This is a genomic window from Pseudomonas haemolytica, from assembly GCF_009659625.1.
GTDB classification, from domain to species: Bacteria; Pseudomonadota; Gammaproteobacteria; order Pseudomonadales; family Pseudomonadaceae; genus Aquipseudomonas; species Aquipseudomonas haemolytica.
The window spans coordinates 190,696-204,048 of record NZ_VOIW01000006.1; the positions used below are offsets into that span (position 1 = coordinate 190,696).

A 13,353-nucleotide genomic window follows, 5' to 3' on the forward strand; every position below is an offset into this window, starting at 1 on the left:
GCCCCCTCCCAGCTTGAATGGTGCACAGCCAAGTCCCCCAATAGCAAACCAATATCATTTGCGCACATCGCCACCCTTTGCTTTAATCGCGACCAATTCTTATTTACGCCAATTCTTTTGCGCTGGATGGATATTGTGTCGACCTCCTTCACCCACCTCTACGGCACCCACCACGGCTGGCTGCTCGGCCTGTTGCGCCGACGCCTGAACGACCGCTGGGATGCCGCCGACCTGGCCCACGACACCTTCATCCGTATCCTTAACCGCCCGCTCACCGAGGCCGACCACGTGGGCCAGCGCTCGTACCTGGCCACCATCGCGCGGGGTTTGTGCATCGACCATTGGCGCCGTCGCCAACTGGAAAAAGCCTGGCTGGACAGCCTCGCGCAGCGCCCGCAAACCACCCAGCCGTCACCGGAACAGCGCGCCATCATCGTCGAGACGCTCTACGAAGTAGACGCCATGCTGGCGCGCCTGCCCAGCAAGGTCCGTGAAGCCTTCCTGCTCGCGCAACTGCATGGCCTGCCGTACAAACAGATCGCCACGCAAGTCGGCGTGGGCGAACGCATGGTCAAGAAATACATGGCCCAGGCCCTGCTGCACTGCGCGATCCTTGAAGCCGAGCTCGACGGGATGCTGGTGCAATGAGCTCACCCGGCAAACTCAGTCACGCCAGCCTGGAACAGGCTGCGCAGTGGTATGTACGCCTGCAGGATCAGGGCAGCGCCCAGGAGCAACAGCGTTGGCAGGCGTGGATGGCGCAGAACCCTGAGCATCTGGCGGCCTGGCAATACGTGGAGCGGGTCAGCCAGCGCTTTACCCCCCTGATGGAACAAGCCCATGGCGCCAGTCGTGCGCTGCGCAGTTCGCGGCGCCAGACCCTCAAGACCCTGCTGGTGCTGTGTGCCGGTTCAACGCTGGCATGGGGCACCTGGCGTAACACCGGCCTGCCCCGGCTGGTGGGCGGCTGGAGCGCCGATTACGCCACCACCCGTGGCGAAACCCGTGATGCACTGCTGGCCGATGGCAGCCATATCTGGCTGAACGCTCTGAGCGCACTGGATGTGCGTTTCGATACGGCACAACGCTTGCTGCGCCTGCGTTTTGGCGAAGTGCTGATCGACACGGCCAAGGACGCCAGCCGTCCATTCCTGATAGACACCGACTACGGGCGCATGCAGGCGCTGGGCACCCGCTTCAGCGTGCTGCAAAGCGATGATCACACCCAGCTCAACGTGTTCGTGGGCCGGGTAAAAGTGCATACCGTCAATGATCAGGTACGCATCATCGAGGCAGGCCAGCAGGTGTCGTTCTCCCGCGCGGGCTTCAATGCAACGGCCAGCGCATCCCCGGCCCGCGAAGCCTGGAGCCGTGGTGTGCTGCTCGCCGACAACCTGCCTCTGGGCCAACTGATCGCCGAACTCAACCGTTATCGTCCCGGCCATTTGGGCTGTGATCCGGCGGTGGCGCAGTTGCCGGTGATGGGCTCATTCCCGCTTAAAGACAGCGACCACGCCCTGCATCTGTTGCAAGCCGCACTGCCGATCCGGGTCGAGCGGTTGATGCCGTGGTGGGTCAGCGTCAGTGCGCGGTAAAAAACTTACAACAGTCAGTTCCCTTTTCCACAACTCGTTCGGTTAACCCAGCAGACGTTTTCAATTCGCCGTTCGATTTGATCCCAAGGGACACCTTCATGCCGCAACCTGCTCGCTTTGCGCTGCGCCCATTGGCGCTGGCCACCTCGCTGTTTTGCCTCGGCGCACCGACGGTGCACGCCGCACAATCGCCGTCGACCCAGGAAGCCGCCCGCAGCTATCGCATCGCCGGCGGTTCGCTGGTCAGTGTGTTGAACAGTTTTGCCGAGCAATCCGGGATCTTTATCGCTGGCCACAACAGTCTGGCGGCCGGCAAAACCAGCCCCGGCCTCAGTGGCAGCTACACCCCGGCCGCCGGTTTGCAGCAGTTGTTGCAGGGCAGCGGTTTGCAGGCTGTGCCCCAAGGCAACAACAGTTACGTGCTGGAGCCGGTCCCGGCCAACACCGGCGCGCTGGAACTGGGCGCCACGACGATCTCCGGCCAGGCATTGGGCGCCACCACCGAAGATACCCAGTCCTACACCACAGGCTCCATGGCCTCGGCCACCGGCTTGCCGCTGTCGATGCGCGAGACCCCGCAATCGGTCACGGTGATCACCCGCCAGCAAATGGATGACCAAGGCTCCACCAGCATCGCTGATACTCTGCGCCGCGCCCCCGGCGTCAGCGTGCAGAACTACGACAGCGAACGCTGGGAGTTCTCCAGCCGCGGCCTGCCGATCACCAATTTCCAGTACGACGGCGTCAACTCCACCTACGACGGCGTATATGACTACGGCACCACCAGCACCGACATGGCGGTGTACGACCATGTGGAAATCATCAAGGGCTCGGCCGGTCTGCTCAGCGGCTCCGGCGACCCATCGGCCACGGTCAACCTGATCCGCAAAAAACCGACCAAGGATTTCAAGGCCTCGGTCACCCAGACCTTCGGCTCCTGGGACAACTACCGCACCGAGGGCGATATCTCCGGCCCGCTGACCGAATCGGGTAATGTGCGCGGGCGTTTTGTCGGCGTCTACCAGGACCGCCAGTCGTACCTGGACCACTACCAGAACACCAAGGACATCGCCTACGGCATCCTCGAAGCGGACCTCACGCCCGACACCCTGCTGACCTTCGGCATCGACCAGCAAGACACCCGCTCCCGTGGCGCCAGCTGGACGGGCTTCCCGATGTACTTCAGCAATGGCTCGCGCACGAACTTCTCGCGCTCGTTCAACCCGGCCGCCGACTGGAGTCGCCGCGACTTCCAGAACCAGACCCTGTTCGCCTCGGTGCAACAGCAACTGGCCAATGACTGGTCGCTCAAAGTCAGCCTTGACCGCAAGCGCAGCCAGCACGACACCCTGCTCGGTTCTGCCAGCGGCGGCAACCCGGACCCGGTCAGCGGCGACGGCATGTATATGTTCATGGGCAAGTACAAGGGCGACCAGGTGCAGAACACCCTGGACGTCAACCTCAGCGGGCCATTCAGCCTGTTCGGCCGCGAGCACGAGTTGATCATGGGCTTTATGGCCACCCGTTCGAAGCAGGACGTACCGGTGTACGGCTCGATCTACCCGCCGGTGGGCGGCAGTATCTTTGACTGGCACGGCGAATACGCCAAACCGGATATACCGCGCAGCGGCCAGAACGACATCGTGCAACGCCAGACCGGCGCCTACCTGGCCACGCGCTTGAAACCCACGGACGACCTGTCGGTGATCCTCGGTACTCGTGTGAGCAACTTCAGCGGCACCGACACCACCGACTTCTACGACCCCACCAAGGCCGACAACCGCACCACCTATCGCCAGAGCGGCGTGGTCACGCCCTATGCCGGCATCGTCTACGACCTCAATGACACGTGGTCGGTATACACCAGCTACACCCAGATCTACCGTCCGCAAAACAGCAAGGACGCCGACCGCAAACTGCTCGATCCGATTGAAGGCGACACCTATGAAGCCGGCCTCAAGGCAGCGTTTTACGACGGTCGCCTGAACGCCAGTTTTGCCGCGTTCCGTATCGAGCAGGACAATGTCGCCGAGTACGTTTCAGGCTTTGAAACCGACTCGGTATATCGCCCGATAGCCGGCGCCACCACCAAGGGCTTCGAGGCCGAGCTGTCCGGTGAAGTGCTGGACGGCTGGAATATCTCTGCCGGCTACACCTACCAGCACACCCGCGATGCCAATAGCGGCTACGTGTACAGCTCGGTACTGCAAACCACCACACCGCAGCAGGTGGTGCGCCTGTTCAGCTCCTATCGCCTGCCCGGCGCCCTGCAAAACCTCACCGTGGGCGGCGGCGTGAACTGGCAGAGCGAATTCTTCGGCAACGTGTTCCAGCCAGACCCGAACGACTCGGTCAACTTCGGCCACACCTCACGCATCACCCAGGACAGCTACTACCTGGTGGACGTGATGGCGCGCTATCGCTTCAACGAGCACCTGAGCACCACCTTGAATGTGAAGAACCTGTTCGACAAAAAGTACTACACGGGCCTCGGCAACTTCGGCACCGGTTTTTATGGCGAGCCGCGCAGCCTGCAACTGGCGACCAAGTGGGACTTCTAGGCTGACGGCCCTGGCGGTGTGTGCAATGATCGCCCCTTGATCTCTCAAGGGATGAAGCCACCGCCATGGCGCTGAACACTACTGCCCGACCCGAGCACGCGCCGCACTTCTGGCGTGACGAACGCTTGCCGTTCATCGAAGCGCGCACCATCGCTGACGGGCGCAAGGTCACTTACACCCGGCACGCCCATGAGCATTTTTCCATCGGCGCGATCACCACCGGGTGCAGCTATTACCACTACGGCACCCAGACCTTCGAGATCAGCGCCGGCACGGTGGTGCTGATGAACCCGGGCGATGTGCATGCGTGCAACCCTATCCATGACCAGCCCTGGTCCTATCACATGCTGTACCTCGACACGCCGTGGCTGACCGACCTGCAGTACCAGCTGGGTTTCAGCACCGACCAGGGTTACCGGCCATTCGATACGCCCCATACCCGCGACACGGCGCTGTACCAAGGCTTGCTCGAACTGTACCGGACACTGTTGGACGAACAGGCCGAACTGCTGCAAAAACAGAGCGCGCTGGTGAGTTACTTCACTGAGGTGCAGCAGCGCCTCAACCCTTCGTTGACAGCGGTGCGTGAGGTCAACCACAAGCTGGAGCGCGCCGCCGAGTACATCCGCGCCCACTGCACCGAAGCCTTGAAACTGGAAGACATCTGCCAGGCGGCCGAGCTGTCGCCGTCTTACCTGATCCGCGCGTTCAAGCAGTATTACGGGTTGACGCCCCACGCGTTCATGGTCAACCGGCGTATCCAGTTTGCCCGCAGGCAACTGCGCAACGGCGCGCTGATTGCCGATGTGGCCCTGGCCGCAGGCTTTGCAGACCAGGCGCATTTCCAGCGCACCTTCAAACAGCACTTCGCCGCCACACCGGGGCAGTACCGCGAGAACCTCAAGCCATCAGCAGATAACCCACACTGGCCACCAGCAACGCGGCCATTGAGCGGTTGAACACGCGCACCCCCTGCGGGTTGTTCAAGTAGCGGCGCAAAAACGTCCCCGCATACGCCCAGCACGCCACCGACAGGTAGCAGATCACCAGGTAAAGCGCCGCGAACAGCCATACCTGCGTAGCGTCACCATCAGCCACAAACAAGCCCATCCCCGCCACACAGGCCAGCCAGGCTTTCGGGTTAAGCCACTGCATGATCGCGCCGTACAGCATCGACGGCGCGGTTGCCGTGCCATCGGCGTCCAGCCGGCCATCGTCCACCGCCAGTTTCCAGGCCATGTACAGCAGGAAAGCCACCCCGCCCCACTGGATCAACTGGGTCAGGATCGGCCAGCGCACCAACACCTCATGCAACCCCAAGCCGATCAGCACCAACAACAGGGTGAAACCAACAGCGGCGCCGAACACATGTTTCTGGCTGGCGGCAAAGCCGAAGCGCGCACCGGAACTCAAGGCGACCACATTCACAGGGCCCGGCGTGATGGAGGTAGCCAGGGCGAAAGCGGCCATGGAAATGATCAAGCTCATTGCAGTCCCTTCTTGTTATGGCGAAAACAGGTGACATAACGGTAAAGGCTGAAACCCTGCTGGTATTGAACAAAATGCCCCTGCGAAGCATTTGTGGTGATTGTGTAACGGCAGGATTTTGGCCCCGCAATCTCGGTTAATGTAGGCGCCCTTTTCACCTCGACTCGCGCTCAATGTTTACCCTCAAGCACCTGCTCATACTGCTGCCCCTGATCATCATCTCCCAGTCTGTCCACGCCCAGTCCGGCACTGTGCAATGGCAACCTTGCACCAACAGCCAGTTCGACAACTGGTTTGAAGATGAACCACCAGAGGCGCTGTTATGCGGCTATGTCGACGCGCCGTTGACATATTCGGTCGACGCCAAGGCGGATAAGGTACGACTGGCGCTGACCCGCTTACCCGCTACCGGCGTCAAAAAGGGCAGCGTGGTGGTGATCAGCGGTGGGCCAGGACTGCCGGGGATCAATCCTTTCATGTCCGATGACGACATCGTCGCGAAGCTGACGCAGTCCTACGACATTGTCGGATACGACCCGCGAGGCGTTGGGCAGTCAACACCAAAGATTTCCTGTGGAGTGCCCGGACGGGAGCGACCGGTTATCGATGAACACGACATCAGCGCGTCAGAGGCCCAGGCCCGCAAGACCCTGGCCGCCTGTATCAAACACACGGGTTTAGAGACCTTGAAGCACATGGGTAGCGACGATGCGGTCAATGACCTCAATGTGATCCGGGCTGCGCTGGGCGAACCCGTTTTAACTGCAGTGGCGTACTCGTACGGCACCCAAATCGCTGCGCTGTATGCCGAGCGGTTTCCACAGCAGACCCGTGCGCTGGTGCTGGACGGTGTCGTGGACCTTTCGGAAGACGACTTCACCCAGCAATTGAATCAGGCGCGCGGCTATCAGCAGACCTTCCAGCGGTTTGCTGCATTCTGTGCAAAACACCCTGACTGCCCTTTACCCGGCGATGAGGCCGGGGCTGTCGAGGCGTTTCATGGAATTTTACGTCAGGTGTATGCCACTGCCCTGATCACAACAGACGGGGATCAAGTGACCGCCGATGACGTGTTGCTCAGCACTCAATCGCTGTTGCTGTGGTCTGACCGCTGGCCCGAGCTGATTGCCTTGTTGCATAAGGTCAATGCCGGGATTGCCGATGAGCAGGTCGCCGGGTTGATTGACGAAAATGCCGGTGAAGAGGCCGATGATGCCCTGAGCGTAATTTCCTGTGCGGATACCGCGGCACCTGGAAGCGATACTCAGCTATTGCGCCAGCAGCGACAGGCCATTCGAGCGGCCTCGCCCTTCACCAATTACCTCAAGGTGCAGGCGTCGGGCCTGGAACTGTGCGACCTGTGGCCGGTGCGTGGAACACTTGAAGCCCACGTTCCGGTGGCCGCACCGAGCCTGCCGCCGTTGCTGTTGGTGGGCCAGCGATTCGACCCAACCACGCCCTGGGTTAACGCTCGACAGATGGCAACCTGGTTTAAAAGCCCACTGATCACCCGAGAGGGCGACGGTCACACCCTGGTACTCAACGGTATCGACCGCTGTGTGGACGAAGCCGTAGTGGCCTATCTGCTGGCACCTCGTGAGATCAGAGCTGACAAGACCTGCCGCTGAGATCAACGCTGCGCAGGAATGCGAATATCGCCACCACGGCACTGGCTTTTCACACTGCGCGGGCAACCGGCAAAAGCCAGGTCCTTGGTCAGGCACACGCGCACTTCCGACAGCACTTTGCCCTTGCAGATCACCGCCAACCCGTGGTTGCCCATGCGCGGGTTACTCTCGCGAAACAACGCCTCAATCTCACTGGCCGGCAATGACGGCGGTGTGTTGAACGGCTGCAACTGCTGCGGGATAGCAACCACGCCCAGCGCTGCATCGGTCTTGTCCAGGTACTCCAACGGTTCAAGCCCGCTGCAGGTGCCATGCTTGGCCCACTCATGCTTGAGCAGTGCACGGGTAGGGAACAGCGCCGCGCCCTTGTCCATTTCTTCGTCGGTCAAGCGCGACTGCGGCGCACAGGACGCCGGCCACCCTCCCCGTGCGTACTGCGGCCATAAACCGTGCAGCACAAACCCATAGCCCTTGCCCGAGCACTGTTCGTTGCCCGGGTGCGTCAGGCAGAACGTCGGCGACCACGACAGCGACAGCACGTAAAAATCAAATTCCCCCGGCTGCCCTTGGTTGCGCGGCGCCGCAGTTGAAACTGTGGCGATCAGCAGCCACAACACCATCCAGTATTTCATCCCCGTATTCCTTTGAAAAAATGAAGCACCACGCTATCGGGACGACTAGGGATGATGGGAATAACGTTTTAAAACCTTGTCCAGGATGATATCGGTCTTCAACGCCTCGATCGCCAGCGACGGATGCTCGGTGTCCCCGCGAATATGCGCGTTCATGCCCAGTACGTGGTGCCACTGGATATGGGTATGGCACGGTATTTCCAACACCTCGGTGGTTTCACCGTCAAGGCGTATTGCCTGGTCTTCGAACACCGAAAACTGGATGCGCCCTCGGCTGCCGATCAGTTCGACACGGTCTTCGCGACGATCCGCCACAAAGTTCCAACAACCCATGCCCAATGCGCCGCTGGCGAATGTCCAGCAAGCCGTCACCGCATCTTCCGCGGCATAGCGTCCGGCCTGTCGCGCAGAAAAACCTGAGACCTCGACAATATCTCCGGCCAGGTATTGGAACAGGTCAAACCCATGGCTGGCCAGGTCGGCAAAGTACCCACCACCGGCAATCGCCGGGTCGGTGCGCCAATTGGCGGCGTTGGTGTCGGCCGCAGCAGCGGGTTTGCACAGGGTCCAGGTCAGGTGGCGCAACTCGCCGATACGACCTTCCTGCAACCAGGTGCGCACCTGCTGGAAACGCGGCAACGAGCGCCGGTAGTAGGAGACAAACAGGTGCAACCCGGCGCGCTCGAAGGTGCGCTGCATCAAGGCACTCTGCTCGGCATTCAACGACATGGGCTTTTCGACGCAGCAATGTTTGCCCGCCGCCGCCACCATCAAGCTGTACTCAAGGTGGCTGTCGGGCGGTGTGGCGATGTAGACCGCGTCCACTTCCGGGTCGTTGATCAATGCCTGGGCGTCGGTATAGAAACGGGCTATGCCATGGCGTGCCGCATAATCACGCACTGCGTCGATACGCCGCCCCATCACGGCCACCAATGCCGAACCTGGCGCTTTGTAGAAAGCCGGTCCACTCTTCAACTCAGTGACACTGCCACAGCCGATCATGCCCCAGCGTATGGTCTTCATTGAATGTCCTCGTTCGTATTCATCAATCGGGCAGTATCCACATACACACCCCAGCACGCCATAAGCACTTAGCATGGCAATTGCATTACACTTTTGTGACATTCGTTTCGCTGTGGGAGGTATAGGCATTGAAGATACGTGCAACGGTCATTTGCGCACACGAAGAGCATATTCTCTTTGTACGCAAAGCCCGGTCCAAATGGGCGTTACCGGGCGGCAAGGTAGAGCCCGACGAGCGCCCAATTGGCGCGGCGGAGCGCGAGTTGGAAGAGGAAACCGGATTAAACGTAGATGGCTTGCTCTATCTGCAAGAGCTGAAGGCCCGCGACACCCTGCACCATGTGTTCGAGGCCTCGGTGGTCAATATCGAAGAGGCACGGCCATGCAACGAGATTGTCGATTGCCAGTGGCACGCCTACGGTGCCCTGGATGAGCTGGACACTACCGACGCCACCCGGCACATCGTCAAAGCCTTCCTGCGTCGCCTCTGACGCTGTGCGCAACTAACCTACCGCTGCAAACCCACGGCGCCCGGCCCTGATCTCGGTGCGCAACTCACCGATCAGGTTGGAGATGGCACGGATGCTGTCCAGGCCTTGGGGCGATACCCGGGTCAGCAGCACCTCGACACGACCAGTCGCCGGCTCGAACACGCTGATGCGTAATGAGCCATCGCTGTTGAGGCTGCACTCACACGCAAGCGGCAGAAAGCCGGAGGCCATGATGCGATTGAATTCGGTGATGGAAATCATGCTCAGCCCCCTTCCCTGGGATCTACCTGATTGAAGTGATGCAAGCAAGCATAGATAAGGTTTTGCCGGACACTGAACAATTAATGCAAAAGTGTTAGCCAGCACTCATTTTTCCGAGACGTGGGCAGCCCTGGAATTGAACCCCGGGACAAATCGCAGGCAAAAAAAATCCCAAGTAGCTGATGGAAACTTGGGATTTAAAAATGCATAAACCGTGGGAGGTGAACGCCCGGCTATAGTAACGACTGCCAAAACGCCTAACAAGATTATTTGAATCCTTTCGTCGGATTAAAAACGTCGTAAGTCATTAAATAACCACATATTTTTTAAGGTGACAAACCACACAAGTGCCACTTTTTGGTGCAAGTAGTGATGATATTCGTGGAATAACCCCCTTATAAAAAAGGGTTATTAATCAAAGCGGCGTCGCACTCTTGAATAACTGATCGCGCAGTTGCTGGCACGTTTCGCGAAACTCTTCGTTACTGAACTTTGCCGTACCAGCGGCCCGTTCCATATGACGACACAGCGCCAGTCGTTCGACGGCCTCTTCACGCTGGCGGTCGACCTTGGCGTTGAGTTGAACGAAATAGAATCCCAATAGCACCGCCACGCACAGCACTCCAGCCGCAAGATAGCGCAGGCTGCTGGGCGCTGCGGGCGCTGGCGCGTTCATGGCGTTACCGCGCCCGGCCCTTTTCATAGCGAACGTCGTCGCCGTCGACCCGGCCCGCGATGGACCAGCCCAGGCGTTGATAGAACCCGTTGGCACGGACCTGCTCACGCCCGTCAGTGACCAGGTACACCCTCTCGTGGCGTTCAAACAATGCGGCCTCGGCCACCGCCATCAACCGGCGCCCGAGGCCAAGGTTCTCATGGGTGGGCAGTACGAACATCGCGAACACCTCGCCTTCAGCCAGGTCGATCATGGAAAACCCGACCGCTTGGCCGTCTACTTCCGCGACCCAGGCACAAGGCGCGGTGTTCAGTGTATCGACCAGTACCTGCGGGGTAATTCCCAGGTCGGCCATCTGTTCAAGGCTCAGATGGTTTTGCACCACCGAGGTGCGAATCACGCATAGCGTATCGACGTCTTCGGCTGTCGCCGCACGAATAAGCACTTGCATACCGACCTCCATGAAGAAGTGCGCAATTGTATGCAAATACTGACATAGGGTTTGTCGTGGATTTGTAAGCGCCGGTGCGCGACCTGGGTTATTTACGCGCCACTTTATAGTGCAGGCAATCCTGATAAAAGCTCTTGCGAATCGCCTCCGGCTTGAGCCTGGAACGGCTGTCATAGGTCTGCTCGGTAATGCCCATGGCCATCATGCGCATCCACGATTTACTGAACTTGATGCTCTGGATCTTCTGCCGAGCGGCATACAGCGACACCCCCGACAACTTGAGCTCCTGGGCCCTGGCGGCCGTGCCCGCGCCCCAACTGCACATGTACTTGTCGCCCTCGCGCAACTCCCGAGCCTGCACGGCAGCCGCGCCGCCGGCCAGGGAGCAGGCAATCAGCATCATTCCAACAGTGCGCATTTGCATCCCACCTAACCACCTGAAAATAAAAGCGATTTTGGCGAGGATTTTGTTACAAAGGGGCCATTAAATTGCCTTACTGCGCAATCTTTGAGGCGGCAGCCGCAGGTGTCGCGCGGAAGGTGATGCCGAGTCGGTTAAAGGCGTTCATCAAGGCGATGCCATAGGTGAGGTCGGCCAGTTCCTTGTCGGTGAACTCCGCGCCAGCCGCTGCGTAGTCCGCATCGCAGACGTCGCAGTGGGTCACGGCTTCGGCGAAAGCCAGGGCGATACGTTCACGGGCAGTGAACACCTCCCGGGCCTCATGCCACACCGGCACCAGCACCAGTTTGTCCACGGCCAGGCCCTGTTTGAGCAGGTCCCGCGAGTGCATGTCGATACAAAAAGCGCAGCCGTTGATTTGCGAGACCCGCAGGTACACCAGGTCGATCAGCAGCTTGGGCAAACCGCAGTTGTGCAGATAGGTGTAGACACCGCCAAAGGCTTTATAACCTTCCGGGGAGGCGTGGATGTAGTCGAGGCGAGCGGTCATGGCGGATCCTGTAGCGGTTGAGGTGAGACGCCATCTTGCGATGTTATGGCTCACCTCTGAAGAGCCAAGAATCGGCCGCAAGCCTGGGCCATGATGGTCTACGTATTTAATCGGTTATTGGTGCTTTGGCCTGAGACAACCACCGCGTAGGCTCACATCAGCCGCACTTGGAGAGCCGCCGCCGATGCCCACCTCATTGCCCCTACTGGACCCCACCACCGCCGAGCCGATCTATCGCCAGCTCTACTGGCGCTTTCGCAATGCCATTGCCGAAGGCTTGCTCAAGCCCGGCGAGCGCGTACCAGCGGCGCGGGCCCTCGCCCAGGAGTTGGGGTTGGCCCGCGGCACCATTGAGAGCGCCTACTCATTGTTGACCGCCGAAGGCTACCTGGAAGCCCGTGGCCAGGCAGGTACGGTGGTCGCACAGGGCATCAAGGGCACTTTGCCTACGCGCGCCGTGGTGCCGCCTTACAACGCCGTGCGACAACAGGCAGCGATATTACCGTTCCAGATGGGCTTGCCAGCCCTGGACGCATTCCCGCGCAAGCTCTGGTCAAAAATCGCCGCCCGCTGCGTGCGCGCCACCCAATTCGCCGACATGGCCAACCCCCCGGTCTATGGCCTGGCCTCTCTACGTACGGCCATCGCCAGCCACCTGCAAGTGGCCCGGGGCATCGACTGTTCGCCCGAACAGATATTCGTCACCTCAGGCTATCGCAACACCCTGGGCCTGATCACCCATGCCCTGCTCACCCCGGGCGACCAGGTGCTGGTGGAAGACCCGGGCTATCCGCCGACTCGCCCGCTGCTGGAATACCTGCACATCAAGCCGGTGCCGGTACCGGTGGATCAGGACGGCCTGTGCCTGCCACCCACCAGCAACGCCCGTGCGGTGGTGGTTACGCCCGCCCACCAAAGCCCGCTGTGCGTGTCCCTGTCACTGCCGCGCCGTCTAGCCCTGCTCGACTGGGCCAAGCGCCAGCAAGCCTGGATCATCGAAGACGACTACGACGGCGAATACCGCTACGCCAGCCGCCCCCTGCCCGCCCTCAAGAGCCTCGACAGTGAAGGCCGCGTACTCTACGCCGGTACTTTCAGCAAAGTGCTGTTCCCCGGCATGCGCCTGGCCTACCTGGTGGTGCCGGCCGCCCAAGTCAGCCGCTTCGAGCAGGTCAGCCAGACCTTCCTCGGTAACTGTCCGGAATTGACCCAGGCCATCGTCGCCAGTTTTATCGCCGAGGGCCATTTCGCCCGGCATATACAACGGATGCGCAAGCTCTATGGCGAGCGGCGCGAGGCCACGGCCAAGGGCTTGCGCAGCGTGTTGGGCACGCATATTTCGATAGATGCACAGCCAGGCGGCATGCATTTGATCCTGAGGCTCAAGCCGCCGATGTCCGACCGCTTACTCGTGGACAGACTCGCCAGCGTGGGCATTTACGCTGAAGCGTTGAGTGACTGGAGTAACACGCAAGCGAGCGGTCCCGGCTTGCTGCTCGGGTTTGCCAATATCGACTCGCAAGCCAACGCAGAAGCGCTCGGGCAGCGCATCCTGGAATGCCTTATTACCTAGTGGCCCAAGCGTTTTTTGGCGCGG

The 13,353-nt window shown here is 60.4% G+C and carries 15 protein-coding genes; 7 read left to right on the forward strand and 8 right to left on the reverse strand.

Annotated elements, in window-relative coordinates; genetic code table 11:
- Nucleotides 1–126: 126 nt before the first annotated feature.
- The 4 genes from FRT59_RS20090 to FRT59_RS20105 all read left to right on the forward strand — a co-directional run bounded on the left by FRT59_RS20090 (nt 127) and on the right by FRT59_RS20105 (nt 5,115).
- Nucleotides 127–648, forward strand: a complete 522-nt coding sequence (locus FRT59_RS20090; protein ID WP_034119370.1) for a sigma-70 family RNA polymerase sigma factor — start codon at nt 127–129, stop codon at nt 646–648.
- Nucleotides 645–1,595 carry a FecR domain-containing protein gene (locus tag FRT59_RS20095; protein WP_153872157.1) on the forward strand — a complete coding sequence of 317 codons (951 nt, stop codon included), beginning with the start codon at nt 645–647 and terminating at the stop codon, nt 1,593–1,595. The genes FRT59_RS20090 and FRT59_RS20095 overlap by 4 nt, the downstream gene beginning before the upstream one ends.
- 98 nt (nt 1,596–1,693) lie before the next feature.
- Complete coding sequence (locus FRT59_RS20100) at nt 1,694–4,156, forward strand: TonB-dependent siderophore receptor (protein ID WP_153872158.1); 2,463 nt, start codon at nt 1,694–1,696, stop codon at nt 4,154–4,156.
- A gap of 65 nt (nt 4,157–4,221) precedes the next feature.
- Nucleotides 4,222–5,115, forward strand: a complete 894-nt coding sequence (locus FRT59_RS20105; RefSeq protein ID WP_153872159.1) for an AraC family transcriptional regulator — start codon at nt 4,222–4,224, stop codon at nt 5,113–5,115.
- On the opposite strand, the gene FRT59_RS20110 is transcribed toward FRT59_RS20105, so the two are convergent.
- The gene (locus FRT59_RS20110; RefSeq protein WP_034119374.1) at nt 5,057–5,644 is read right to left on the reverse strand and encodes a LysE family translocator; all 588 of its coding nucleotides are present in this window, start codon (nt 5,642–5,644) and stop codon (nt 5,057–5,059) included. The two genes, FRT59_RS20105 and FRT59_RS20110, sit on opposite strands and share 59 nt — an antisense overlap.
- Nucleotides 5,645–5,817: 173 nt before the next feature.
- Here FRT59_RS20110 and FRT59_RS20115 point away from each other — a divergent pair, with 173 nt between their 5' ends.
- Nucleotides 5,818–7,272 (forward strand): alpha/beta hydrolase, encoded by a 1,455-nt coding sequence (locus FRT59_RS20115; RefSeq protein WP_153872160.1) that lies wholly within the window; start codon nt 5,818–5,820, stop codon nt 7,270–7,272.
- 2 nt (nt 7,273–7,274) lie between these two features.
- Here the strand turns inward: FRT59_RS20115 and FRT59_RS20120 are convergent, their stop codons facing one another.
- Nucleotides 7,275–7,904 (reverse strand): ribonuclease T2 family protein, encoded by a 630-nt coding sequence (locus FRT59_RS20120; protein ID WP_034119376.1) that lies wholly within the window; start codon nt 7,902–7,904, stop codon nt 7,275–7,277.
- Nucleotides 7,905–7,949: 45 nt separating this feature from the next.
- A complete protein-coding gene (locus FRT59_RS20125) occupies nt 7,950–8,927 on the reverse strand; it encodes a Gfo/Idh/MocA family protein (protein WP_034119377.1) in 978 nt (325 codons plus the stop codon).
- Between the two features lie 128 nt (nt 8,928–9,055).
- Between FRT59_RS20125 and FRT59_RS20130 the strand changes: the two genes are divergently transcribed.
- Nucleotides 9,056–9,418, forward strand: a complete 363-nt coding sequence (locus FRT59_RS20130; RefSeq protein ID WP_034119378.1) for an NUDIX hydrolase — start codon at nt 9,056–9,058, stop codon at nt 9,416–9,418.
- Between the two features lie 12 nt (nt 9,419–9,430).
- On the opposite strand, the gene FRT59_RS20135 is transcribed toward FRT59_RS20130, so the two are convergent.
- The 5 genes from FRT59_RS20135 to FRT59_RS20155 form a co-directional block, all read right to left on the reverse strand.
- A complete protein-coding gene (locus FRT59_RS20135) occupies nt 9,431–9,679 on the reverse strand; it encodes a DUF1652 domain-containing protein (RefSeq protein ID WP_034119379.1) in 249 nt (82 codons plus the stop codon).
- A 415-nt stretch (nt 9,680–10,094) separates the two neighbouring features.
- The gene (locus FRT59_RS20140) at nt 10,095–10,355 is read right to left on the reverse strand and encodes a hypothetical protein (protein ID WP_034119380.1); all 261 of its coding nucleotides are present in this window, start codon (nt 10,353–10,355) and stop codon (nt 10,095–10,097) included.
- A 4-nt stretch (nt 10,356–10,359) separates the two neighbouring features.
- A complete protein-coding gene (locus tag FRT59_RS20145; protein ID WP_034119381.1) occupies nt 10,360–10,806 on the reverse strand; it encodes a GNAT family N-acetyltransferase in 447 nt (148 codons plus the stop codon).
- A gap of 88 nt (nt 10,807–10,894) precedes the next feature.
- Nucleotides 10,895–11,224 (reverse strand): hypothetical protein, encoded by a 330-nt coding sequence (locus tag FRT59_RS20150; RefSeq protein WP_034119462.1) that lies wholly within the window; start codon nt 11,222–11,224, stop codon nt 10,895–10,897.
- A gap of 76 nt (nt 11,225–11,300) precedes the next feature.
- Entirely contained in the window at nt 11,301–11,756 is a 456-nt protein-coding gene (locus FRT59_RS20155; protein WP_153872161.1) for a carboxymuconolactone decarboxylase family protein, read from the reverse strand.
- Between the two features lie 184 nt (nt 11,757–11,940).
- On the opposite strand from FRT59_RS20155, the gene pdxR reads away from it, so the two are divergent.
- Nucleotides 11,941–13,329 (forward strand): MocR-like pyridoxine biosynthesis transcription factor PdxR, encoded by a 1,389-nt coding sequence (gene pdxR / locus FRT59_RS20160; RefSeq protein ID WP_153872162.1) that lies wholly within the window; start codon nt 11,941–11,943, stop codon nt 13,327–13,329.
- The last annotated feature ends 24 nt before the right edge of the window (nt 13,330–13,353 follow it).

Excerpts from the sequence above, each read along its gene's own strand:
- FRT59_RS20090 (WP_034119370.1), top strand. The coding sequence starts at position 127 with ATGGATATTGTGTCGACCTCCTTCACCCACCTCTACGGCACCCACCAC.
- FRT59_RS20095 (WP_153872157.1), top strand. The coding sequence starts at position 645 with ATGAGCTCACCCGGCAAACTCAGTCACGCCAGCCTGGAACAGGCTGCG.
- FRT59_RS20100 (WP_153872158.1), top strand. The coding sequence starts at position 1,694 with ATGCCGCAACCTGCTCGCTTTGCGCTGCGCCCATTGGCGCTGGCCACC.
- FRT59_RS20105 (WP_153872159.1), top strand. The coding sequence starts at position 4,222 with ATGGCGCTGAACACTACTGCCCGACCCGAGCACGCGCCGCACTTCTGG.
- FRT59_RS20110 (WP_034119374.1), bottom strand. The coding sequence starts at position 5,644 with ATGAGCTTGATCATTTCCATGGCCGCTTTCGCCCTGGCTACCTCCATC.
- FRT59_RS20115 (WP_153872160.1), top strand. The coding sequence starts at position 5,818 with ATGTTTACCCTCAAGCACCTGCTCATACTGCTGCCCCTGATCATCATC.
- FRT59_RS20120 (WP_034119376.1), bottom strand. The coding sequence starts at position 7,904 with ATGAAATACTGGATGGTGTTGTGGCTGCTGATCGCCACAGTTTCAACT.
- FRT59_RS20125 (WP_034119377.1), bottom strand. The coding sequence starts at position 8,927 with ATGAAGACCATACGCTGGGGCATGATCGGCTGTGGCAGTGTCACTGAG.
- FRT59_RS20135 (WP_034119379.1), bottom strand. The coding sequence starts at position 9,679 with ATGATTTCCATCACCGAATTCAATCGCATCATGGCCTCCGGCTTTCTG.
- FRT59_RS20140 (WP_034119380.1), bottom strand. The coding sequence starts at position 10,355 with ATGAACGCGCCAGCGCCCGCAGCGCCCAGCAGCCTGCGCTATCTTGCG.
- FRT59_RS20145 (WP_034119381.1), bottom strand. The coding sequence starts at position 10,806 with ATGCAAGTGCTTATTCGTGCGGCGACAGCCGAAGACGTCGATACGCTA.
- FRT59_RS20150 (WP_034119462.1), bottom strand. The coding sequence starts at position 11,224 with ATGCGCACTGTTGGAATGATGCTGATTGCCTGCTCCCTGGCCGGCGGC.
- FRT59_RS20155 (WP_153872161.1), bottom strand. The coding sequence starts at position 11,756 with ATGACCGCTCGCCTCGACTACATCCACGCCTCCCCGGAAGGTTATAAA.
- pdxR (WP_153872162.1), top strand. The coding sequence starts at position 11,941 with ATGCCCACCTCATTGCCCCTACTGGACCCCACCACCGCCGAGCCGATC.